Below are 23,254 nucleotides of genomic sequence, written 5' to 3' on the forward strand. Positions count from 1 at the left end.
GTGGATAGGACCCTGCCCCTTTCCGCGTTGCAGCACTATCTGTACTGCCCGAGGCAGTGCGCGCTCATCCACGTGGAAAAGGTCTGGGAGGAAAACCGGTTCACCGCCGAGGGACGGCTTCTGCACCTGCGTGCCGATGCCGGGGGGGCCGGTCGGCGCGGGGGCGTGGTCCAGGACCGGGCCGTGCCCCTGCGCAGCGACCGGCTGGGGCTGTACGGCGTGGCCGATGTGGTCGAGCTGCGGCCCGGGCCGGACGGCCGCGAGGCGCCGTATCCCGTGGAGTACAAGCGCGGCAGCCCCAAGATCGAGGACTGGGACCGGGTCCAACTCTGCGCACAGGCCCTGTGCCTGGAGGAGATGCTCGGCGTGACCGTGCCCGAGGGGGCCATCTTCTACGGCAAGCCCCGCCGCCGGGAACGGGTGGTCTTCGACGCCCCTTTGCGGGAGGCCGTGGAGCGGCATTGCCGCGAACTGCACGCCATGATCGAGGCGGCCGCAACGCCCGAACCCGTGCCGGGCAAGTTGTGCAGGGGCTGCTCGCTCCGGGACGCATGCATGCCCGGCACCTCCCGGCACGTGGAAAGCTATCTGCAAAGGGGGTTGGACCCGTGAAGAAACTGCTGAACACGCTCTACGTCACCTCCCAGGGCAGCTACCTGTCCAAGGACGGCGAGTGCGTGGTGGTGCGCACCGAGGACGGGGAGAAGCGCCGCTTCCCGGCCCACGTGCTGGGCGGCATCGTCTGCTTCGGCAACGTGCTGTGCAGCCCGTTTCTGCTGGGCCACTGCGGTGAAAAAGGGTTGGCCGTCTCGTTTCTGACCGAACGGGGGCGGTATCTGGCCGGGGTGCGCGGTCCGCAGAGCGGCAATGTCCTGCTCCGGCGGGCCCAGTACCGGCTGGCCGACGATCCGGACGATGCGTCGCGCCTGGCCCGGTCGGTCATCGTCGGCAAGGTCGCCAACTCACGGGCCGTGCTCCGTCGGTGTCTGCGCGACCACGGGGGGCGTGTTGACCGCGACGCCCTGGACAGGGCCGTGGCCGTGCTCGACGACTGCGCAGAGCGCCTTCGTCGCCCGGTCTCCCTGGACGAGGCGCGCGGTATGGAAGGACGGGCGGCCAACACCTATTTTGCGGTTTTCGGCAACCTGATCCTCGCGGAGGACCCCGCCTTTCGCTTCGTGGGCCGCAACCGGCGGCCGCCGCTGGATGTGGCCAACTGCCTGCTTTCCTTCATCTACACTCTGCTCGCCCACGACGTGCGTTCCGCCCTGGAGGCGGTGGGGCTCGATCCGCAGGTGGGCTTTCTGCATCGCGACCGGCCGGGCCGTCCGGGGCTGGCCCTGGACGTCATGGAGGAGTTCCGGCCGGTTCTGGCCGACCGGCTGGTTCTGTCACTGATCAACCGGGGCGAGGTGCGCGCCAGGGGCTTCGTGCGCAAGGAAAGCGGCGCGGTGTTCATGGATGACGACACGCGCAAGGCGGTCCTCACGGCCTGGCAGAAACGCAAGCAGGACGAGGTGATGCATCCGTTCCTGAAGGAACGCATCGCGCTCGGCCTGGCCTTTCACGTGCAGGCGCAGCTCATGGCCCGGGCCGTGCGCGGCGACTTGGACGGCTATCCGCCCTACTTCTGGAAGTGAGTATGCTGGTACTGGTCAGTTACGACGTCAGTTTCGAGGAGCCGGACGGCAAGCGGCGGTTGCGCAAGATCGCCAAGGTTTGCGAAAATTTCGGGCAACGGGTGCAATATTCCGTGTTCGAATGCGTGGTCGAGCCCGCCCAGTGGGTCCAGTTGCGCCATCGGTTGCTCGAGGCCTACGACGAGGAGCGAGACAGCCTGCGCTTCTACTTTCTGGGCAAGAACTGGCAGCGGCGGGTGGAGCAGCACGGCTCAGGCACCGCCTACGATCCGGAAACGGACGCCCTGATCCTCTAGCGCGAACCCCAAGTGGTGGCAAAATCCTCGGGAGGTTCGCGCGGTTGCCAATAATCGGTCATTTCAGGTAATTGAAGAATCATGTCCCGCCATGGGACATGGTGTGGCCGACCCGTTCCTGCCTGTTCGCGGAGTCCCGCCTGGAAACCCGCGCCAAGAGGACCTTCGGCCCCCCCACAGTCGCCCCCCACGCGGGGGCGTGGATTGAAACGACCGGCAGCGTGCCGGGCAGCTGCGGGGCATGAGTCGCCCCCCACGCGGGGGCGTGGATTGAAACGTTGGTATCGCCATGAGATATTGGAAGCTCTAGATGTCGCCCCCCACGCGGGGGCGTGGATTGAAACTATTGATAAAGCCGCTTCCCGCGCCGCCATACCCGTCGCCCCCCACGCGGGGGCGTGGATTGAAACCTATTTCCGCGCCCGGTTCGTAGGCTGCGGATGCGTCGCCCCCCACGCGGGGGCGTGGATTGAAACATGTAATAGAGATCGTAGCCAGACACAGAAATGAACGTCGCCCCCCACGCGGGGGCGTGGATTGAAACATTACCTGTTGGATTACGTCCCAAAACCGCAGGAGTCGCCCCCCACGCGGGGGCGTGGATTGAAACAGGCAACTGGACCTCATCCAAGTCACCGGCGAACCGTCGCCCCCCACGCGGGGGCGTGGATTGAAACTTGCGCAGCCTGGGCCGCACGCGCTTGGCCAGGGTCGCCCCCCACGCGGGGGCGTGGATTGAAACGGGCCATGATCCTGCATGACCGGCCGCCGCGCGAGGTCGCCCCCCACGCGGGGGCGTGGATTGAAACTCGGGATCACGCTTCTCGGTGATGCCGTCGAAGGTCGCCCCCCACGCGGGGGCGTGGATTGAAACTGGTTCCAGGTGTCAGGTAGTCGCGTGCTCCTGGTCGCCCCCCACGCGGGGGCGTGGATTGAAACTAGTCCGCTTCTATCCTCCTGACTCGTTGTGGTAGGTCGCCCCCCCACGCGGGGGGCGTGGATTGAAACCGGTCCCGTCCAGCATCTTGGCGATGTCCGCGCGTCGCCCCCCACGCGGGGGCGTGGATTGAAACATCAATGTTCCGGCGGAGCGACGGGCCGACATGTGTCGCCCCCCACGCGGGGGCGTGGATTGAAACGAGGACGGTCCAGGACGAGGCCACGCCCTCGCGGGTCGCCCCCCACGCGGGGGCGTGGATTGAAACCACCCCGGTGACGATCGCCGGGGACCCGGCGCTGGTCGCCCCCCACGCGGGGGCGTGGATTGAAACGCCGATAGGCGGCAGGAAACACTTGCCCGCCCTGACGTCGCCCCCCACGCGGGGGCGTGGATTGAAACAAATTTTTCGCTGACGAAGACTAAAGGGGAAAATGTCGCCCCCCACGCGGGGGCGTGGATTGAAACCAGTCGCTGCGAGGGCAGGCTGGACAGAGGCAGGGTCGCCCCCCACGCGGGGGCGTGGATTGAAACCTGATGCTGGCCATGTCTGACCGGCGCGAGATCACCGGTCGCCCCCCACGCGGGGGCGTGGATTGAAACTGATTACGCTTTGAAATTTGGTGAGATAACCTGTGTCGCCCCCCACGCGGGGGCGTGGATTGAAACTTCGCCTACGTCAACCATTACAAGTGGGACGTCGGTCGCCCCCCACGCGGGGGCGTGGATTGAAACCTCCTGCGCGTCACAGACGTGAGTGAGGTTTAACGTCGCCCCCCACGCGGGGGCGTGGATTGAAACTCATTACCAATTGATAATATTATCAACTGAAACGAGTCGCCCCCCACGCGGGGGCGTGGATTGAAACGGACCATATCGCCCAGACCCGCAGCGGGCACCGGGCGTCGCCCCCCACGCGGGGGCGTGGATTGAAACGTCTCCGGGGCATCCGGGTGCACGTCCAGGCGATGTCGCCCCCCACGCGGGGGCGTGGATTGAAACTCGTCGAAGATGCGGTTTCGGGTATCCTTGTCGGGGTCGCCCCCCACGCGGGGGCGTGGATTGAAACCCGGCGTATCTGCGTAGATATGTCGGACATCGCCGTCGCCCCCCACGCGGGGGCGTGGATTGAAACGCCAATGAGTGTCACGAAAACCACCACTCCGGCCGTCGCCCCCCACGCGGGGGCGTGGATTGAAACTGCGCCATAGGCGAGGGCTTTGTGGAGCCCGGAGGGTCGCCCCCCACGCGGGGGCGTGGATTGAAACTCCACGCGGAGAGTATGTGTCGGCGGTGGAGCAGTCGCCCCCCACGCGGGGGCGTGGATTGAAACTTTTCTGAAAAGTTTTTTGCCAATAGGAAAATGCCGGTCGCCCCCCACGCGGGGGCGTGGATTGAAACGCGCACCGCCCTCGGGCTCGGCGCGGCAGCGACCAGTCGCCCCCCACGCGGGGGCGTGGATTGAAACGCCCTCGAACTGTCGGGGGACGACGACCGCGATTAGTCGCCCCCCACGCGGGGGCGTGGATTGAAACCGGTCCCGTCCAGCATCTTGGCGATGTCCGCGCACGTCGCCCCCCACGCGGGGGCGTGGATTGAAACAGCCGCCCGAATAATGAGCTTATTAGTGCTGTCGCGTCGCCCCCCACGCGGGGGCGTGGATTGAAACATGGACCCCAAGGTCAAGACCATCGAGTTCGTGGTCGCCCCCCACGCGGGGGCGTGGATTGAAACGACAGGTGCGAGTGTGGGACGATAACCGGCAAAAGGTCGCCCCCCACGCGGGGGCGTGGATTGAAACATGGAGCCGTCCAGGCTCAAAGTCCTCAACGGGGCCGTCGCCCCCCACGCGGGGGCGTGGATTGAAACTCACGCGAAACCCAACAGCCCGCCGAGCAGTAAGTCGCCCCCCACGCGGGGGCGTGGATTGAAACCTCCGGTGATCTCCAGCACGGCGGGCGACGTGGGGTCGCCCCCCACGCGGGGGCGTGGATTGAAACAAAGCGTAATCAGAAACGGTATAGGCGGTTTGATGTCGCCCCCCACGCGGGGGCGTGGATTGAAACAGCACGTGATGGCGCTGTGCGACTCGCTGATCGGGAGTCGCCCCCCACGCGGGGGCGTGGATTGAAACTTGTGTATGGATTGCGCCAATAGACGCGATACGGGTCGCCCCCCACGCGGGGGCGTGGATTGAAACCCGCCCCACGGCATGTTGCTGGCCAGGGTCAGGGCGTCGCCCCCCACGCGGGGGCGTGGATTGAAACGGTCTGCTGGGCAGGGCGACGGACAGTCTGCGGCCGTCGCCCCCCACGCGGGGGCGTGGATTGAAACAACCACAAGACGGAAGGTGAAAGGCTCGCCAGCGGTCGCCCCCCACGCGGGGGCGTGGATTGAAACACGGTGTTGCCGTCCTCCCAAATGGTCTTGCCGGTGTCGCCCCCCACGCGGGGGCGTGGATTGAAACTTGTGCCACGTCGGATACGGTAGCGAGTACCGCGTTGTCGCCCCCCACGCGGGGGCGTGGATTGAAACGTCCGGCGACACGAGACGGTCCCCGGAACTGCGCCGTCGCCCCCCACGCGGGGGCGTGGATTGAAACAGGAGGCGGTGTGCTGTTTGCGGGAAGCCTGTGAAGTCGCCCCCCACGCGGGGGCGTGGATTGAAACGTCAGATCGCCCGCGTCTCCGTCCGGGGCCAAGTAGTCGCCCCCCACGCGGGGGCGTGGATTGAAACCTGGAGGCCTTGAGCGGCTCCATTTCGGCTACTGCGGTCGCCCCCCACGCGGGGGCGTGGATTGAAACCGCGTCCGTGGATACTTCGTAGCCCGAGGCGTTGTCGCCCCCCACGCGGGGGCGTGGATTGAAACCTAGACAAAAAGGACGCGGGGAGCCTCCAGACATTGTCGCCCCCCACGCGGGGGCGTGGATTGAAACGGCTACCGTCTTTGCCCGCTTGGCGAGGCCGTCCGTCGCCCCCCACGCGGGGGCGTGGATTGAAACACCGGCGATCTGACCATGACCACCTACTCCGGCGTCGCCCCCCACGCGGGGGCGTGGATTGAAACGCAGCCTGGAGCAAGGCCGATGCGTGCAGCCCGTGTCGCCCCCCACGCGGGGGCGTGGATTGAAACAGGATGCCCTTGCCCAGGGCGGTCAACACGCTCATGTCGCCCCCCACGCGGGGGCGTGGATTGAAACGATTTATTCACCGGGCGATTAAAGCCGGTGTTTGGTCGCCCCCCACGCGGGGGCGTGGATTGAAACGGCCTGCTTATGAAAGAATGTCCGTTGATACTCCAGTCGCCCCCCACGCGGGGGCGTGGATTGAAACCGATGGTCGCCGTGCCTGCCGCGATGGCGAACTGTCGCCCCCCACGCGGGGGCGTGGATTGAAACCCGTGGCGTAGTCGCCCGGCATGTCCTCCCGTCTCGTCGCCCCCCACGCGGGGGCGTGGATTGAAACCGTGACACCGTTAAATAAATAGGTAACACAAAATGGTCGCCCCCCACGCGGGGGCGTGGATTGAAACGAGCGTGCCGAAAAGCTTAACCTCAAAAAGTCGGGTCGCCCCCCACGCGGGGGCGTGGATTGAAACATGTAATACAGATCATATCCAGACACGGAAAAAGTCGCCCCCCACGCGGGGGCGTGGATTGAAACGGTCAGGCTGTACCCCTTGTAACGCTTGGCTTCGGTCGCCCCCCACGCGGGGGCGTGGATTGAAACTGGCAAGCGGGGTGCCTGTGTCTGCCCTGATCCCAGTCGCCCCCCACGCGGGGGCGTGGATTGAAACATGCTCTGCCGCTCGACGGTCACTGTCTGCCGGGTCGCCCCCCACGCGGGGGCGTGGATTGAAACGAAAGTAAATCGTTGCTGCATGCTACTCCTCCGGGTCGCCCCCCACGCGGGGGCGTGGATTGAAACCAGACCGCGACGTTCCAGGAACATCCTCAAACGTTGTCGCCCCCCACGCGGGGGCGTGGATTGAAACCTGTCCAGGTCTTGAGGTTGGACAGCGTGGGCTGGTCGCCCCCCACGCGGGGGCGTGGATTGAAACCGTTGCTAATAAGATTCGGAGCCACCGCCAAGAGGTCGCCCCCCACGCGGGGGCGTGGATTGAAACGAGCCCCAGGGCAAGGGCGAGCAGTACGGGAACGGTCGCCCCCCACGCGGGGGCGTGGATTGAAACCAGACCGCGACGTTCCAGGAACATCCTCAAACGTTGTCGCCCCCCACGCGGGGGCGTGGATTGAAACATCAAGGCGGTTGGAATCGCGATTATCGCCGGACGTCGCCCCCCACGCGGGGGCGTGGATTGAAACTCGAAACTGCCGTCGACGTAGAGCGCCAGCACACGTCGCCCCCCACGCGGGGGCGTGGATTGAAACCATTCCTCGCACCCGTTGCACTGGGGCGGCCTGGGTCGCCCCCCACGCGGGGGCGTGGATTGAAACTGCCCCAGCTCGTATGCGCCCGGCACCTGTAGTAGTCGCCCCCCACGCGGGGGCGTGGATTGAAACCGTGGCCGCATATGCACCGGACCAGGAGTCGAAGTCGCCCCCCACGCGGGGGCGTGGATTGAAACGAGCAGATCCTGATATGCGAGGCGCTGGCCGACGAGTCGCCCCCCACGCGGGGGCGTGGATTGAAACTATAAGCCCAGGACTACCGTCGCCACCAGCAACAGTCGCCCCCCACGCGGGGGCGTGGATTGAAACAATCCTAACTCCAACCAGGGGAGCGCATCGTGAGTCGCCCCCCACGCGGGGGCGTGGATTGAAACCGCCTCTCGCCCTGCCCGAGCCGCCGAAGCCTAAGGTCGCCCCCCACGCGGGGGCGTGGATTGAAACGCTCGGGGGGGTACACCCACCCCATCGAGGCCTGGTCGCCCCCCACGCGGGGGCGTGGATTGAAACTTTCTCCGGCGGCGAGACTGACCTGTTCCGTGAGGTCGCCCCCCACGCGGGGGCGTGGATTGAAACTTGACCTGCCAGGGTGTAGTCGTGGTTGCCATGGGGTCGCCCCCCACGCGGGGGCGTGGATTGAAACTGTCGAGCAGGGACGCCGATAAATGCCGTATCGCGTGGTCGCCCCCCACGCGGGGGCGTGGATTGAAACGTCGGTCAGTGTAAGTTCGGTGCCGTTGACGGTTGGTCGCCCCCCACGCGGGGGCGTGGATTGAAACCACGTCGCGTGGATGCCCTTGATCGCCTTGGCCGTCGCCCCCCACGCGGGGGCGTGGATTGAAACTCTGTTTTCGAAAACCGTGACCACGGTCTCAGTGACGTCGCCCCCCACGCGGGGGCGTGGATTGAAACTGCAATGAATAGGCAGGAAAGCTCTACAGGATGGTCGCCCCCCACGCGGGGGCGTGGATTGAAACCCTGGCGCACCGCTGCGGAGTGCATCGACTGGTCGTCGCCCCCCACGCGGGGGCGTGGATTGAAACACCTGGGCGTCGGGGCCATCGGCAACGGCGGTGCTGGTCGCCCCCCACGCGGGGGCGTGGATTGAAACACCTCCTCCATCATCAGGGCGTCGGTGATCATGGTCGCCCCCCACGCGGGGGCGTGGATTGAAACCGCCCCGAGGAGTAGCGCAAAGGTCCGCATGGTGTCGCCCCCCACGCGGGGGCGTGGATTGAAACCTGCAATGACTGCGACCGGCGGCATGCCCAGGAGTCGCCCCCCACGCGGGGGCGTGGATTGAAACCACGCGGACTCGCGCAAAATCTGGTCCGCCCTGTGTCGCCCCCCACGCGGGGGCGTGGTTTGAAACGACACCGTGGACACCAGGGACTGCTCCGGCAACTCGTCGCTCCCCACGCGGGACGTGGAGCGTGAAATCTGGAACTTGCAAGGCTTCACCGTTGGTGGTTGCGGAGAATGGTGCGCGAGGGCTGAAACCGGGGGTGTCCGGTCAGTTCCGTGACCTCCGGGAATCCGGGGTTATTCCACGGTGAGGGTCAGGGTGTGGGTCAGGGTGGCGGTGGCGTCGGTGCCTCGGAAGGCGCCTTGGGCCGGGGCGGTCTGGGCCGGGTCGTGGGAGGCGGCCAGGGCCAGGTGGCGGTCGGCCGTGAGCAGGCCGTGGGTGGGGTCCAGGCCGAGCCAGCCCGCGCCGGGCAGGTAGGCCTCGGCCCAGGCGTGCAGGTCGCGCTTGTCCTGGGCGTCGTCGCCGGACTGGTAGCCGGACACGAACCGGGCCGGAATGCCCGCCCGGCGGCAGCAGGCGATGAACAGGACGGCCGAGTCGCGGCAGGCTCCCCGGCGCTCGCGGCAGACCGTGGCCGGGGCGAGGATGCCGGGCTCCCGGCGGATGACCTTGGCCACGTTGCCGAAGATCCAGGCGTTGAGTTCCAGCAGGAAGTCCAGGCCACGCCCGTCCGAGCGGTCCAGGAGGGAGCCGGTCAGGGCGGCCACGGCGTCGTCGGCCGCGTCGGTCCGCAGGCAGGGGGCCAGGGCCCGTTCCTCGGCCGGGGCAAAGGCGGGCGGAACGCGGCAGGCCGCGTCGTCGAGCAGGAAGCCGAAGGGATTGGCGCGCAGGGTCTCGGCCGTGGTCAGGGCCTCCACGGTCAGGGTCTCGGTCAGGCCGTCGAACCAGGCCTGGACAAAGGGATTGCCCTCGGCGTCCGTGCCCTCGAAGCGTCCGGCGGGGGCGGGGTTGATGCGCAGTTCGTGGGCCAGCACGCGCTGGCAGGCGTCCTGCCTCGGGGTCAGGCGAAAGGTGTGGGGTTCGAGGAAAACCGGCCGGGAGTAGGCGTATCGGGTCAGGTGGCGCAGGGTGAAGCGCACGCCTAGCCCGTCCCGTTCCGGCCCATGCGTCGCTGCACGCGCTGGAGCTTGGCCGCGATGTTCTCGATCCATTCGGACGGCAGCTCGTTGACGCTCTCGCGCAGCCGGTTCTGCCACCAACTGGATATGTCGGCCAGGTCCTTGGCCTCGTAGCGCTGCTCCACGATCTCGTGGCTGTGGCGCGAGTAGAGGACCACGTCCACCGGGAAATCCACGTCGGACGCGGAGATGCGCGTGGAGTCGAAGGCCAGGCAGCCGACCTTGAGGGCGAAGTGCAGGGGATCGCCGTGCTGGAGGGTGCGGTCGAGCACGGGCTTGCCGTACCCGCCCTCGCCGATGATGTGGTAGGGCGTGGTGCCCTGGCCGATCTCCACCCAGTTGCCCTCGGGATAGATGAGATAGAGCTTGTGGGTCGAGTCGCCCGTGAGCTGACCGCCCACCAGGGTGTGCAGGTTGATGTTCAGCCCGCCCCGGCAGAGGTAGGCCTCGTCCTCCCCGCACACGCGCCGAAGCTCCTCGGCCATCAGGTTGACCATCTTGTAGAGCTTGTCGGGGCGCTCCTCCATGGTGTCGAGGCGCTCCTCGAAATAGGTGATCATCTTGTCGCGCACGCTGCGCAGGCCGGAGGTCATGACGAAGAACGCGCCGAACCCGTTCTGGTAGGCCGTGACCTTGCGCGCGGTGATGATCTCGTTGCCGGAGGTGATGCGCGTGTCGGCGATGCCGACCAGCCCTTCCTCGACGTTGATTCCAAGGCAGAATGTCATGGCGCGATTGTTCTCACTGTTCGCCGGGGGAGTCAAGCGGCTCGTCGGACACGCTGAAGAAGGTCCGGGACACGGCCTCGTCCACCTGGTTCATGCGCGTCTGCAGGTTGTCCGTGAACTCGTGCAGGCCCCGGCCGATGATCTCCTCCACGGAGTGGAAGGACATCTCGCCCACCAGCTGGCCCAGGACCTTTTCCGCCAGGTTGGAGAAGTGGCCGATGGGCGTGCCCGTGATCTGGTGCAGGGAGTTGCGGGACACGGTCAGGCAGTGGAGCACGGCGCGGGGGAAGTCGTGGTCCAGGAGCAAAAACTCCACCACGCTGCCGGGCGAGATGGGCCCGAAGCGGTGGCGGTAGGCCTGGAAACCGGAGGCCGCCTTGAGCAGTGCGCTCCACTGGATGTGGTCCAGGGTGGAGTTGATGTCCTCGGCCTTGGGCAGGAGGTGAAAGTACTTGACGTCCAGCAGGCGGGAGGTCTTGTCCGCGCGCTCCAGCATGTTCCCGAGATGGGTGAAGTAGAAGGTCTCGTCCCGGGTCATGGCCGCGGCCGAGACCCCGCCGAGGATGAAGCCGCGCCGCTTGACCTCGTTGCAGAACGAGAACGGGTTGACGACCACGGTCTCGGGCCGGTCCGCCGCGCGCTCGACCATGTGGTAGAAGATGTTCACCTCTTCCCACATCTCGGTGGGGATCATCTCGCGGATGGTCCGGGCGTTCTCCCTGGCCATGCGCAGGCAGGAGCGGATGGAGTTGGTGTATTCGGTGTCGAAGAGCAGGAACCGGAGGACGTTTTCCCGGTCCGCCCGTTTGAAGCGTTCGAAGAACAGGGCGCGGTCGCCCGTGGTGGCCACCAGGGGCTCCCACTGCTCCCCGAAATTCTCGGGCATGTCCAGGGTCAGCAGCCAGTTGACGTCCACCAGCCGGGCCAGGTTCACGGCCCGCTCCAGGTAGCGGCTCATCCAGTATACCGCGTCGGCAACGCGTGAAAGCATGGTCTTTCCTCTCGAAACGTTAAGTGGCGGTCCCCGTGCCCGCTAGCGGGCCAGGACCCAGGTGTCCTTGCTGCCGCCGCCCTGGGAGGAGTTGACCACCAGCGACCCCTTCTTGAGGGCCACGCGGGTCAGTCCGCCGGGGATGACGCGGATCTCGCCGCCGTAGAGCACGTAGGGCCGCAGGTCCACGTGCCGCCCCTCGAACCCGCCGTCCACGATGACCGGCACGCGCGAGAGCTTCACCGTGGGCTGGGCGATGTAGTTGCGCGGCCGGGCCTTGATGCGCTCCGCGAAGTCCGTCTGCTCCTCCCTGGTCGAGTGCGGGCCCACGAGCATGCCGTAGCCGCCGGACTCGTTGGCCGCCTTGACCACCAGCTCGTCCAGGTGGTCGAGGACGTAGGCGCGGTCCTCGTCCCGCCAGCACAGGTAGGTGGGCACGTTGGGGATGATCGCCTCCTGGCCCAGGTAGTATTTGATGATCTCGGGCACGTAGGCATAGACGACCTTGTCGTCGGCCACGCCCGTGCCCGGCGCGTTGACCAGGGTGACGTTGCCCCGCCGGTAGGCGTCCATGATGCCGGGCACGCCGAGCAGCGAGTCGGGCCGGAACACCGTGGGGTCCAGGAAGTCCTCGCCCACGCGGCGGTAGATGACCTCCACGGGCTTGAGCCCCTTGGTGGTGCGCATGTAGACCACGCCCTTCCTGACCACCAGATCGCGGCCCTCGACCAGCTCGATGCCGGTCTGCTGGGCCAGGTAGGAGTGCTCGTAGTAGGCCGAGTTGTAGATGCCGGGGGTGAGCAGGGCGCAGGTCGGGTTGGCGTTCCGGTTGGGGGCCACGTCGTGCAGGGTCTGGAGCAGATGGGCCGGGTAGTCCTCCACGGGCCGGATGCCCGCGGCCGCGAAGACCTGGGGGAAGGTCCGTTTGAGGATCTGGCGGTTGGCCATGACGTAGGACACGCCGGAGGGCGAGCGCAGGTTGTCCTCCAGGACGTGGAACACGCCCTTGTCGTCGCGCACCAGGTCCGTGCCGGTGATGTGGCACCAGACCCCGCCGGGCGGGTCGATGCCCAGGCACTCCTCGAAGTACCCCTCGGCGGTGAAGATGACGTCGCCGGGCACCACGCCGTCCCTGATGATCTTCTGGTCGTGGTAGATGTCGTCGATGAACAGATTCAGGGCCTCGATGCGCTGCTTGAGCCCGAGCTCCAGCCGGTTCCAGTCGGCCGCCTCGATGATCCGGGGGATGATGTCGAAGGGGAAGATCCGTTCGGTGCCCTCGTCGTTGCCGTAGACCGTGAAGGTGATGCCGAGATCGTAGAACGCCTGCTCCGCGGCCTGCTGCCTGGACTGGATCTCCTCCATGCCGAGGCTCATGATCTTGTCCACGAGCAGCTGCGCGCCGGGGCGCGGGACGCCGGGGGCGGCGAACATCTCGTCGTAGTGCGGTCCGATGTCGTAGTCCTTGAAATCCATGGGACCTCTGTGGGGTTAGCGGTTTCGGCCCGCCTCAGGAGCGGCCGCCAGTGTCCACAGCTACACCCATTCACATTAAAGTACAACTAATCATTATTCTCGGTTGATATTATTATATAAAATTACATTTTTGGAAAAGCGATCCGAAGCCGGGGCGGATTCACCCGGTGGGTGGGCAGGCGAAACGTTCCGATGGCTTGTGGAGGAGGGGGTGGGCTGTCGGCGGGAGGGTGAATCGGGGCCGTTCGGACGGCAGGGCACGGAGTCTGCCCCCGACTCCCCGTTCATCGACAGCGACGGGGGCGCGGTATCAGTTCGAACCCGTCACCGCCTCCCAATCCGCGAGAACGGCATCACCCATGGATTTCGCCGCCTCCGAGCCATACCGCGGCGCGGAAAAATCCGGGGCGGCGGGCAGCTTCTGGAGGAGGATGCCGTCCGTCCCGAACCAGAGGGGAAGATAGGCGCTCAGGAAGAACCGTTCGCCGCGCAGGACGTCGATGGCCCAGGGCGTTGCCCGGTCCCCCAGGTCCAACCGAACGTGCATGGAGCATCCGGCGGCCTCGGCCCGGAACCGGGCCAGCACGTCGGGCAAGTCCTTGCCCGCTCGAAAGATCGTGAGCGTGGCCATGGAGGCGTCCCGCAGGACATCCGATTGCGCATTGGTCGATGGGGGAACGGGTGAAGCTCCCGGCTCGACGGTCCGTTTGATCCCGAGTGCCCGATTGCGCCGTTCGATGAATTCGACATAGTCGGGATGCGGGTGGATGGTATGCGGGGTATCCCTGTAGATACGGAAAAGCGTGAGCAGGGAGGTGTTGACGACGACCCCATTGTCCTGTTTCGGTCCCATGGGCGGAATCCGCTCCAACTCCACGCCCGTGGGGAGCAGCCCGCAGTTGGTCGCGGAAGGCTGGGACAGGGTGTGGCTGCACAGGGCCTCGATGAACACGGCGTCTACGGGGATCTGCGTCGGAAATTCCTCGAGGACCACACGTCCTATGATGTTGGACAGCCCTTTGCCCCGGTGTCGTTTGGAGACCATCAACTGACCGGCTTCATAGAGCAGGGGATTGGGCGCAAAGCGAAAGAGGCTGCCCATGGCTGCGAGCCTGTCTTCGCCATCGCGCACAATTGTGGTCCGATGGTTCACGCCGTCGTACCGCCGGGAGATTTCCGCCGGGTCGTAGACGTATTTGAGCGGGAAGCCGTCGCCATACGTCTCCTTGTAGAAACGGGAGACATCAGGGGCGTCTTCGGGAGTGAACAGGGTGATGCGGAATTCGTTGCTCATCGTGTTATCGGGTTGAGGGTTTTCGGGAATTCGCGGAAAGGCGCGACGGTTGCCGTCACCGCAGCCCGGACCGCCCGGCGGAGGGGGGGGCGGTCGGCCGGACGGGGATCAGGGTTCCCCTGGCCGGGTGATGTCGGCCACCCGCATCCGCTGGGTCATGAAGTCTAGGGCCACATAGTTCGGGGCGAATACGGGAGAGCGCTCCACCAGGCCCGTGCCGGCCAGGAAATAGGCCAGCACCTCGTTGGCCAGCAGGGCATTGGCGGCCAGCCCGCCGATGGCCGTGGTCGCCACCTTTCCCGATGACAGTCCCTGCCGTATCCGCTCCATGGCCGGGCCGCAGAAATGGCGTTGCATGGAAGTGGGCAAAAGGCCTCCCCCGGTATCGTCCTTCATGGCGAGGGTCCAGAATTCGTCCGCCTTCATCCCGTCAGGCGCGAAGTTGACCATGATCGCCCCGAAGCCGACGGCCCCGCATGTGAAGACCGGAACTCCGTATCGCTCCTGCATGGCCGGGGTCATCCTTTTCACATCCTCGCCCTTTTCCGCATCAATGACCGCGACATAGGCGTCCGCCCCGTCCAGGAAGCCCCCCAGGTTGTCGGCGTTGACGCCATCGGGGTACGGCACCATTTCCAGGTCGGGATTGATGGAAAGGGCAAGTTCCATGTATACTTCGAGTTTATGTCGATTCATGGTGGAGCCGAAGGCCGCTGCCTGGCGATTCATGTCCGGCGGATCGAAGATGCCGTTCTCCGCCAGCCTGAACCGGCTCGCGCCGCAACGAACCAGGGCGAGAAACGCCCCTCCGCCCACGCCGCCGAGCCCGGCAAAGGCGATCTCCTTGTCCCTGAGGATCGTGAAACCGCTTTCTTTCATGATCGGGCGGGTTCGGCTCAAAAAATCCATGACTACCTCCCGGCCCATGGCTCGGTGACGGCCATGGCGCAAGTGTCGGCAAGACGAAGCATGCCGGTGTCGGCGATGAAGGAACCTATCCTTGCCCTGCGCAATCCCGGCAGTCGAACAAGGAGAAACACATTTCCCCGTGGCCTTCCGGAGTCTCTCCCCGCAGGCCGAGGTCGTCGAGCAACGGGGCAAGGGAGTCGGGTTCCCCGTTATATCCGAGATGGTTCAGTTCGGCCAACCCCTCCTCCCGGGAGATCAGCCCGAAATAGACGCCCGCGCCGACCTCGACGACGGACTGGGGGAAAAAGGTGCTGCGCATATTTTTGAACCGCATGAACTGGCAGTGATCCTTGACGGTCTCAATGCGGCAACTGGTATGGAGCATCCCCTTGTGTCCGGGAGGCATTTCCCACGCCATCTCCTTTTTGATCAGTTCGCCGACCTCCTTCCAGGTGCCATAGGTCTCGTTGGTCTTCAATCGGCGTAGTTCGGGCACGGCAAGGGTCGTGTCCCTGCGGGCCGCGTCCAAGGTCCGGTCGAGTTGGCGGTACAAGGGCGCGAGGCGTTGTCGGACGGAGCGTTGGTAGCGGAGGAACTCGGCCGTTATGGCGTGCGGCGAACAAGGCTCGGGGGCGTTGGCGACCATGTCGAAAAAGTTGAGGGTCATTTCCCGTTGGGTGGGAGCGGGAGCCTTCGCGGCCGTACGCGGGGATTTCAATTCGCTCATGACGTAGCTGAACACGGCGAGCTGGACCTCCTCGACCCCTTGCATGATGAAGGGAATCCGTTCCTCCACGGCCACAGGGAAGAAGAGGACGTGCGCCACGGTGGGGCAAAGACAGGGAATCCCGATGGCCGCGAACTGTTCCCGCATGGCCTGCCGTATCATGTCCCTGGGCAGGGTGCGTTCGATCAGTTCCACCGACGGCAGCAGCTCGATGGACCGTCGGAGATTTTCACGACAGGTGTCGTTGGTGTAGGGCATGTTCCAGGCTGCGGCCAGGACCCGCAGGCCGAGTTTTTTCGCCAGTAACCATAAGAGATAGGTGGAGTCCTTTCCGCCCGTGCACAGCACCATGACATCGAAACGCGATTGGGTGTTGTTGCGCGCCGCCGCGAGCAATTCCGCTTCGGTGATGTAATTTTGCGGACCGGCCGAGGCCCCCGCCTTTTCCGCCCGTTCATAGCATTGGCAGAAAGCGCACAGGCCGTTCTCGTCGAATTCGAGGCCCGGAATGAGGTAATCGTCATTGACGCAACGGATGCACCGCTGGCGGTGTTCCGGCGTGGCGGGTTTCCGGACGTTCGTGGCGTCGACGATGACCCCCTCTTCGGCCAGACGCGCAAAGTCGGGATGTCCGGTCAAGGATTCCGGCAGGTCGGCAAGAGTGCGGCCCCCATCCAGCGAGGCTATGCCCTCTGCAATTTCCGGAGCGACTTCCAGAATGGACCGGGTGTGCCGTGGGGGATTGCGCAATCCGTAATAGACCAGAACGGTCTTGTTTCCGTCTTCGCGCGGTTGCCAACGATATTGAAGAGTCGGACGAGTGGGGAGCGCCATGGTTTCTCCTGATGCTGGCTGGGCAGAATGGTTGAACCGTATATCCGAATCAGTCGGAACCTGTGAATAATATTGCCAATCAGTTGCTAAAACAAGTGCCTCCCCTCAGGCGGACGATCCGGGACGGCTCCCTTGCCGTTCAGTGCGGATTGCCCGGTGGCCGTATCGTCAACCGGGAAATCCTCATCGGAACATGTCCGTCAGGACGGAACAAAATTCCTCCAGCACAGGCCGTTGCTCCAGGCTGACGCGGATCCAGTTCGGGAAGCGGAAGCCCGTCATGGTGCGAACCAAAAAGCCTCGGCGCAGGAGTTTGCGTTGCAGCAGGGTATCGGAGAGCGGCGTCCGGATCATGACGTAGTTCCCCTCGCCGATGATGTGCTCGAAGCCGAGTTCGGCACAGGTTTCGTGGATCAACTCGCGTCCCTGACGGACCATTGCCCGGGTCTCCTCGATGAACGGGGACTGGTCCAACAGCGCTGCCCTGGCGGCCTGTTGGGCCGGGGTGTTCACGGAATAGGCCACGTGCGCACGGCTGATGATGTCCGTGACCTCCTCGCCGGCGCAGAGGTAGCCCACGCGCAGCGCGGCCAGGGCGTACATCTTGGAGAACGTCCGGAAGACCACCAGATTGGGGTACTCGTCCAGCAGGCGGATGCAGTCCGGATAGTCGGGCCGTTCCACGTATTCGAAATAGGCCTCATCCGCCACCACGATGCACCGTCCGTCCAAGGCGTTCAGAAAGCGGCGCATGGTTTCTTCATCCCAGTAGGTCCCGGTGGGATTGTTGGGATTGCACACGAAGATGATCTTGGTCCGGCCGTCCATGGCGGCGAGCATGGCATCCGGGTCGAATCGCTGATTGCGGTCCAGCGGGATCAAACGCGGCTCGAAGCCGGAAAATCGCGCCACCCATTCGTAGACCGCAAACGTCTTGTCCGCGGTGATGATGTTGTCGCCGGGCTCACAGAAGGCCTTGACCACGCTCGAAATCAGTTCGCATGATCCGTTGCCCACCAGAAACCGCGACCGGTCATGGCCCAGGACTCCGGACAGCGCCTCCCGCAGGTCCTGGCTGTCGCCATGGGGATAGATGGGCACGATGCCCGCCTCGATTCCGGCCAGCAGCTCGCGCACCGCGGGCGAAGGCCCGAGTGTGTTCTCGTTGTTGTTCAGGCGATGCAGATGGGTCAGGCCGTTCAGCCGCATCAACTCCCTGTCCGGCGGACTCGGCCGGTACGGATCGAAGAGCCGGATGTACTCCGGGACGAGATGGTCAAGCTTCAGGGTCATGGCGGAAGATCAGGGTATCGGACTGCCCGCCGTGGGGCAGCATGAGCACGGGCCGGAAGCCGCATTGCTTCAGGGGGCCGCCCAGGGCGGCGTGCCAGCCTTTGGCCAGATCGATCTCGAACAGGATGTTTCGGTAGCCCGAGGACGAAAGGCTCGCCACGTGCCGGGCCAGGTTGTCGCCGATGTCCGCCCCGTTGAGCTCCGGGTGCAGGAAGGCTTCGCTCAGGCCCGGGGTGAGACACGCGCCGATTACCGAGGCGTCCGGGATTGTTTCGCCGAAATCGTGCACCGGTCGCAGGTCGCGTACCATCTCAAGGGAATCGTAGCGGCCGCGAAGAAAGTCCGCGAAGTCCTCATGCGCCCAGACCGCCGCGCCGAAATCCTCCTGGAGCATGCGGCCCCATACGGAGTGCGTCACCGGATCAGGCGAGTCGGTGAGCCGGTACGGCAGGTTGGCCAGCAACTCGAAGCCGTGGTCCGACAGCGGCAGCGTGGACAGGCTGCTGAACACGTTTTTGGCCCGGCTTCGTCCCACTGTCTGCAGCAGGGCGTTGGTCAGTCCATCGGCCACGGAGCCGTCCGTGGAGAAATCGTAGGGCCCGAAAAACGTGACGCTCTGTTCGGAACGCATTTTCCAGAAAATGATCCCGCAGAGGCGACCGGCCGCGTCGCGGGCCTCGGTGGCGAAGAGTTCTCCGCCCCGGACAAGGTCTGATGTCCGGCCCGGACTTGCACACCACTCCGGCACCAAATGTCCCGGGTAGAGCCCGGCGAGGGTGCCGCATGCCTCGAACAGCGTGTCCGTGTCCACGGCCGGGGAAAAGACCGGAGTTCCCTGCACCCGGACCCTCTCCGCCGGGAGCGGCGCGGGTTCGGGATAGACCTTGTCCACCCGCAGGACGATTTCCATGCGCAGGCCCTCCAGTCCCACCTTAAACCCGTCGGTCATCCGGGAGGCCAGCAGCAGGGGCAGGCAGGTCAGGTCGCACTCCTCGCTTTTCGTATCGTGGACATACGTCAGATTCATCGCTGAAAGGTTGACGCCCGACGAGGAGAAGGAGAACCGTATCTCCGCTCCGGTGGCGATGGGACGAAGGGTCGCTTCGATCTCGCCGGCCTTGGCCGAACTGAGAAACAACAGCAACTCTTCGGAACAATGGGCCAGACGCATGGTCTTGGCCGAGTCCAAGCCGAAAACGGCTCCCGCCTGTTTGGCCGCCGCCTGCACCAGCCCGGCCCAGGCGGCCTCGGCAGGGAGATGGAGACGGATGCACGGCACGGATGTGTTCACGGAAATACTCGCTGATGCAATTGAGAGAACTCGGCGCACTTGCCGAACGCCATGACGAAAGGTCCGCCGGAACGGTCATCGCAGGCAGGCTTTGCACCCGAACCCCCGCGAACCGTGACGGCTGTTGTCAAACGGCGCAACTATGCTTCTTTTCGCTCGGAATGACAAATTGTTGTTCACTCCGGAGTGCCGCCCCTTTGGGCCTGGTCCCGCCGGGCGGCGCAGCGCGTCGGACGACCATGCAAAAGCGCTGGGCGGTCCGGTAACGTGGGCCCTATCGGTCGGTTTGCATCTCCTTCCTGTCTTTTCCCAGATCAATGACAATGTCGGTAACCTCGCATCGGGAGTAACCAATAATGCAACGCCGGCAGTCCAGGCGGGGCCCTCCGCAAGTTTCGCTTGACGCCGGAAATATTGTAGGACAAAGATTGTCGGACAATATTTGCCTGTTCGGTCCTTATCCAGTCGAAACCGACTGCAAGGCCGGAACGTATCGCGGCACCAAGGACCAATGGAATCGAGATGGAAACAAACGACAAGATCATTCCCCTTAGGCATTACGGGCGCTGGGTTTCAGGTGCCATCCTGATCGCCCTCCTTGGCCTCATCGTCAACGCATTCATCGTCGGCCAGATCGACTGGCCCGTGGTGGGCAAGTTCTTTTTCTCGCCGGCGCTCATCCGTGGCCTGGGAAATACCATCCTCATCACGGTCTGTTCCATGATTGTCGGTCTGATTCTGGGCGTTGTCTTTGCCGTCATGCGGCTGTCGAAGAATCCCGTCACTCGTTGGTTTTCCGGGCTGTACATCTGGCTTTTCCGCGGCACCCCCGTGTATTTGCAATTGCTGATCTGGTTCAATCTGGCACTGATCTTCCCGATCGTGAATCTCGGCTTCGCGGAATACCGGATGGTGGACGTCATGACGCCGTTCGTTGCCGCTCTTTTCGGCCTCGGCCTCAATGAGGGCGCGTACATGACCGAAATCGTACGGAGCGGCATTCTCTCGGTGGACAAGGGGCAGGTCGATGCCGCGACAACCTTGGGGATGACCCGTCTGACGGCCATGCGGCGAATTGTTTTGCCCCAGGCCATGCGGGTCATTGTTCCCCCGGTGGGGAATGAATTCATAGGTCTTCTCAAGACCTCCTCCATGGCGAGCGCCATAGCCTTTACCGAACTGTTGCATCGGGCGCAGCTTATCTATTTCGTCAATGCCAAGGTCATGGAATTGCTCATAGTTGCTACTGGTTGGTACTTGATCGTCGTGACGTTGCTGAGTTTTTTCCAAGTGGGAATCGAGCGCAGATTCAATCGTGGGCACTCGTTCTCCGCCCGTCGGAGCCTGTTTGCTGTCTTCAAGTCTAATGTTTTGGGTAAAAAGCAACAGGGGAGAGCCTAGTCATGCCTCAAACCGAACCGATGCTTCGGGCATTGAATGTCCATAAATCCTTTGGCGAACACGAGATTCTCAAAGGAATCACTCTCGAAGTGAACAAGGGCGAGGTCCTGTGCCTGCTTGGGCCTTCCGGCTCCGGAAAGAGCACGTTTCTTCGTTGCATCAATCACTTGGAAAGGATTAATGCCGGCCGGATTTATGTCGGCGGCGAATTGGTGGGGATAAACGAGCGCAATGGCCGACTGTACGAGCAGAATGAAAACGAGCTCTGCAGGATGCGCATGAAAATCGGGATGGTTTTTCAGAGTTTCAATCTCTTCCCGCACATGACCGCACTGGAAAACGTCATGGAAGGCCCGGTTACCGTGTTGAAGAAGGACCCGGAAGAGGTAAGGGCCCGCGCTTACGAGTTGTTGGAAAAGGTGGGACTCCGCGATTGGGCGGATCGATTTCCCAAACAACTTTCCGGCGGCCAACAGCAACGTGTCGCCATCGCCCGTTCCCTGGCCATGGAGCCCGAACTCATGCTGTTCGATGAACCGACCAGCGCCTTGGATCCTGAACTGGTGGGGGACGTCCTCAAGGTCATGCGCGACCTTGCCGAAAGCGGCATGACCATGGTCGTGGTCACCCACGAGATGGAATTTGCCAAGAACGTGGCGCACAAAGTTGTCTTCATGGACGAGGGCAACGTGTTGGAACAAGGGACCCCGATCGATATATTCGAGAGCCCCCGGCATGAGCGCACAAAGGCTTTTCTGGGTTCCATCGATTGATCCCAGCTTCCGGGAGCGAAAAGTGCCCCTCAATTTCGTAATAATTACGGCCAATACGGGATCAGGTGTTTGCCGGAAGGCGCAACCCTTCGTGAGGATGAATGGATTGTTGTCCCTTCAGGCCCATGCCTTCTGCCGTATTACGTATGAACTGTAACCCATTCCATAAAAGGTGAGAGGAGAGAGAGTCTTGAAGAAATTCACCGCCATTGTTCTGTGTTTGCTCGTCTTGGGTCTGGTCGGGACGGCCTTTGCCGGCGAAAGCCGCGATCTGCTGCCTGACTCCATCAAGGAAAGCGGAAAAATCATTGTCGGCATCAACGGTATTTTCCCGCCCATGGAATTCAAGGAGCCCGGTACCGATACCCTGGTCGGCATCGATGTGGAGCTGGTCGAGGCCATCGCCAAGGAGTTGGGCGTCAAGATCCAGTACGATGACCAGCAGTTCGACCAGCTGATCAACTCCATCAACACCAAGCGTGTCGACATGGTCATCTCCGGCATGTCCGACAGCGCTGTCCGCCGTGAGTCCTTGGACTTCATCGACTACTTCAATTCCGGGACCCAGTGCTTCACCACAAAGGCCCTTGCGGGTGAGATTACCGACCTCGAGGCCCTGGACGGAAAGACCCTGGCCGTTTCCGCTGCAACGGACTACCTGACCACCATGCAGAAATGGAATGAGGACAACCTGGTTTCCAAGGGCAAGGCGGGCATCAACATCATGGCCGTCGACTCTGCCGCCTCCGCCCGCATGCAGATGTTGCAGGGCCGCGCTCAGGCCTCCGCTCTGAGCCCCGAGGCGTTGGGCTGGGCCAATGTGCAGCAGAAGGGGGCTTTTGTGGCCGTCGGACCGCTGCTGGAGTCCAATCCTTACGGCATCGCTTTCAGCAAGAACAACGCCCAGCTGCGTGACGCGGTGTACGCGGCGCTGCAGAAGGTCTTCGCCGACGGCACCTATATGGCGATCATGAAGAAGTGGGGAGCCGAGTCCGGTGCTCTGACTCAACCGCTGATCAACGGTAAAGCCGTCAATTAGGTCTCGTGGAATTGTCTGGAGGAGCCACTCTTGTCCAAGGGTGGCTTCTCCTTGTCTGACAACAGGAATTTTTCCCCTGACAGGGAGATATGAAAGATACATTTACGCTTGGTATACTGACCCTCGGTCAATCGCCCCGTACGGATGTGGAGCCCTCTCTGCGCGGAATCCTGGGGCCCGATGTGCGGTTCGTACAGCGGGGCGGGCTTGACGGATTGTCCGAGGAATCCATCAGAAACCTTGCTCCCGTCGAGGGAGAACCGGGCATAGAGACCTGCGTGCTTCGGGAGAACGGTGAGCCCAAAGGTGTGTGCATCGCGAAAAGGCATTTGCTTCCGCGTCTGATCGCCGCGGGGCGGGAGCTTGAAACGCTGTGCGATATATTTTTTCTGCTCTGTTCCGGTGAATTCCCGGCGCTCAAGCACGCCGTGCCCCGGCTCATAGAGCCCATTACGTTTATCCGTTGCGTTGTCGCGGCAGTGGCCCGGCACTCGCACCTGTGTGTAATCGGGCCGGAGTCCGACATGCCCGCCGCCCCGGCGCAGTGGCAGCCCTACGCCGCACGGGTGTCGACAGCGGTTTCTTCTCCGTATGACGGAAAAGAGCGCCTCTCCGAGGCGGCGCGCACGGCAAAGGCGTCCGGGGCGAAGTATATTTTGTTGGACGACATGGGCTTCACGGAGGAGCAGCGCCAATTGGTGCGCAGCGTGTCGGGGATCGCGACATTGAATGCGACCAGCATCATGGCCCGCGCCCTTCAGGAGCTCATGTGAGTCTGTTTTTCAAGTTGGT

General features: G+C 63.9%; 16 protein-coding genes and 2 CRISPR repeat arrays. Of the genes, 7 read left to right on the forward strand and 9 right to left on the reverse strand.

Annotation, left to right across the window (positions count from 1 at the left end):
* The 3 genes from cas4 to cas2 are packed head-to-tail and all read left to right on the forward strand — an operon-like array spanning nt 1 to nt 1,936.
* Complete coding sequence (gene cas4 / locus DND132_RS15715; RefSeq protein WP_014323749.1) at nt 1-612, forward strand: CRISPR-associated protein Cas4; 612 nt, start codon at nt 1-3, stop codon at nt 610-612.
* Entirely contained in the window at nt 609-1,640 is a 1,032-nt protein-coding gene (gene cas1c, locus DND132_RS15720; RefSeq protein ID WP_014323750.1) for a type I-C CRISPR-associated endonuclease Cas1c, read from the forward strand. Before cas4 ends, cas1c begins: the two co-directional genes overlap by 4 nt.
* A gap of 2 nt (nt 1,641-1,642) precedes the next feature.
* Entirely contained in the window at nt 1,643-1,936 is a 294-nt protein-coding gene (gene cas2 / locus DND132_RS15725) for a CRISPR-associated endonuclease Cas2 (protein WP_014323751.1), read from the forward strand.
* Nucleotides 1,937-2,115: 179 nt separating this feature from the next.
* Nucleotides 2,116-2,876: a CRISPR direct-repeat array (repeat unit 32 nt; unit sequence GTCGCCCCCCACGCGGGGGCGTGGATTGAAAC).
* A gap of 101 nt (nt 2,877-2,977) precedes the next feature.
* A CRISPR array of direct repeats spans nt 2,978-8,654; the repeat unit is 32 nt; unit sequence GTCGCCCCCCACGCGGGGGCGTGGATTGAAAC.
* A gap of 170 nt (nt 8,655-8,824) precedes the next feature.
* Here cas2 and DND132_RS15730 read toward each other — a convergent pair.
* The 9 genes from DND132_RS15730 to DND132_RS15770 all read right to left on the reverse strand — a co-directional run bounded on the left by DND132_RS15730 (nt 8,825) and on the right by DND132_RS15770 (nt 19,249).
* Nucleotides 8,825-9,667 (reverse strand): transglutaminase family protein, encoded by an 843-nt coding sequence (locus DND132_RS15730; RefSeq protein ID WP_014323752.1) that lies wholly within the window; start codon nt 9,665-9,667, stop codon nt 8,825-8,827.
* Nucleotides 9,668-9,669: 2 nt separating this feature from the next.
* The gene (locus DND132_RS15735; RefSeq protein WP_014323753.1) at nt 9,670-10,434 is read right to left on the reverse strand and encodes a proteasome-type protease; all 765 of its coding nucleotides are present in this window, start codon (nt 10,432-10,434) and stop codon (nt 9,670-9,672) included.
* Between the two features lie 13 nt (nt 10,435-10,447).
* On the reverse strand, nt 10,448-11,425 hold the full coding sequence (locus DND132_RS15740) for an alpha-E domain-containing protein (protein WP_014323754.1): 978 nt from the start codon (nt 11,423-11,425) through the stop codon (nt 10,448-10,450).
* A 42-nt stretch (nt 11,426-11,467) separates the two neighbouring features.
* On the reverse strand, nt 11,468-12,901 hold the full coding sequence (locus tag DND132_RS15745) for a circularly permuted type 2 ATP-grasp protein (protein ID WP_014323755.1): 1,434 nt from the start codon (nt 12,899-12,901) through the stop codon (nt 11,468-11,470).
* Between the two features lie 310 nt (nt 12,902-13,211).
* Nucleotides 13,212-14,195 carry a GNAT family N-acetyltransferase gene (locus DND132_RS15750; protein ID WP_014323756.1) on the reverse strand — a complete coding sequence of 328 codons (984 nt, stop codon included), beginning with the start codon at nt 14,193-14,195 and terminating at the stop codon, nt 13,212-13,214.
* A 108-nt stretch (nt 14,196-14,303) separates the two neighbouring features.
* Nucleotides 14,304-15,104, reverse strand: a complete 801-nt coding sequence (locus DND132_RS15755; RefSeq protein WP_014323757.1) for a ThiF family adenylyltransferase — start codon at nt 15,102-15,104, stop codon at nt 14,304-14,306.
* An 85-nt stretch (nt 15,105-15,189) separates the two neighbouring features.
* Nucleotides 15,190-16,665, reverse strand: a complete 1,476-nt coding sequence (locus DND132_RS15760; protein WP_014323758.1) for an adenine nucleotide alpha hydrolase family protein — start codon at nt 16,663-16,665, stop codon at nt 15,190-15,192.
* Nucleotides 16,666-16,848: 183 nt separating this feature from the next.
* Complete coding sequence (locus tag DND132_RS15765; RefSeq protein ID WP_014323759.1) at nt 16,849-17,958, reverse strand: pyridoxal phosphate-dependent aminotransferase; 1,110 nt, start codon at nt 17,956-17,958, stop codon at nt 16,849-16,851.
* Complete coding sequence (locus DND132_RS15770) at nt 17,942-19,249, reverse strand: hypothetical protein (RefSeq protein WP_014323760.1); 1,308 nt, start codon at nt 19,247-19,249, stop codon at nt 17,942-17,944. Before DND132_RS15770 ends, DND132_RS15765 begins: the two co-directional genes overlap by 17 nt.
* Nucleotides 19,250-19,771: 522 nt before the next feature.
* Between DND132_RS15770 and DND132_RS15775 the strand changes: the two genes are divergently transcribed.
* From DND132_RS15775 to DND132_RS15790, 4 genes are all read left to right on the forward strand, one after another.
* Nucleotides 19,772-20,650 (forward strand): amino acid ABC transporter permease, encoded by an 879-nt coding sequence (locus tag DND132_RS15775; protein WP_014323761.1) that lies wholly within the window; start codon nt 19,772-19,774, stop codon nt 20,648-20,650.
* Between the two features lie 2 nt (nt 20,651-20,652).
* Complete coding sequence (locus tag DND132_RS15780; RefSeq protein WP_014323762.1) at nt 20,653-21,423, forward strand: amino acid ABC transporter ATP-binding protein; 771 nt, start codon at nt 20,653-20,655, stop codon at nt 21,421-21,423.
* Between the two features lie 190 nt (nt 21,424-21,613).
* Entirely contained in the window at nt 21,614-22,462 is an 849-nt protein-coding gene (locus DND132_RS15785) for an ABC transporter substrate-binding protein (protein WP_014323763.1), read from the forward strand.
* An 89-nt stretch (nt 22,463-22,551) separates the two neighbouring features.
* The gene (locus DND132_RS15790; RefSeq protein WP_014323764.1) at nt 22,552-23,235 is read left to right on the forward strand and encodes an AroM family protein; all 684 of its coding nucleotides are present in this window, start codon (nt 22,552-22,554) and stop codon (nt 23,233-23,235) included.
* Nucleotides 23,236-23,254 lie beyond the last annotated feature (19 nt).

Origin of the sequence: Pseudodesulfovibrio mercurii, from assembly GCF_000189295.2 — a bacterium.
Lineage (GTDB): Bacteria > Desulfobacterota > Desulfovibrionia > Desulfovibrionales > Desulfovibrionaceae > Pseudodesulfovibrio > Pseudodesulfovibrio mercurii.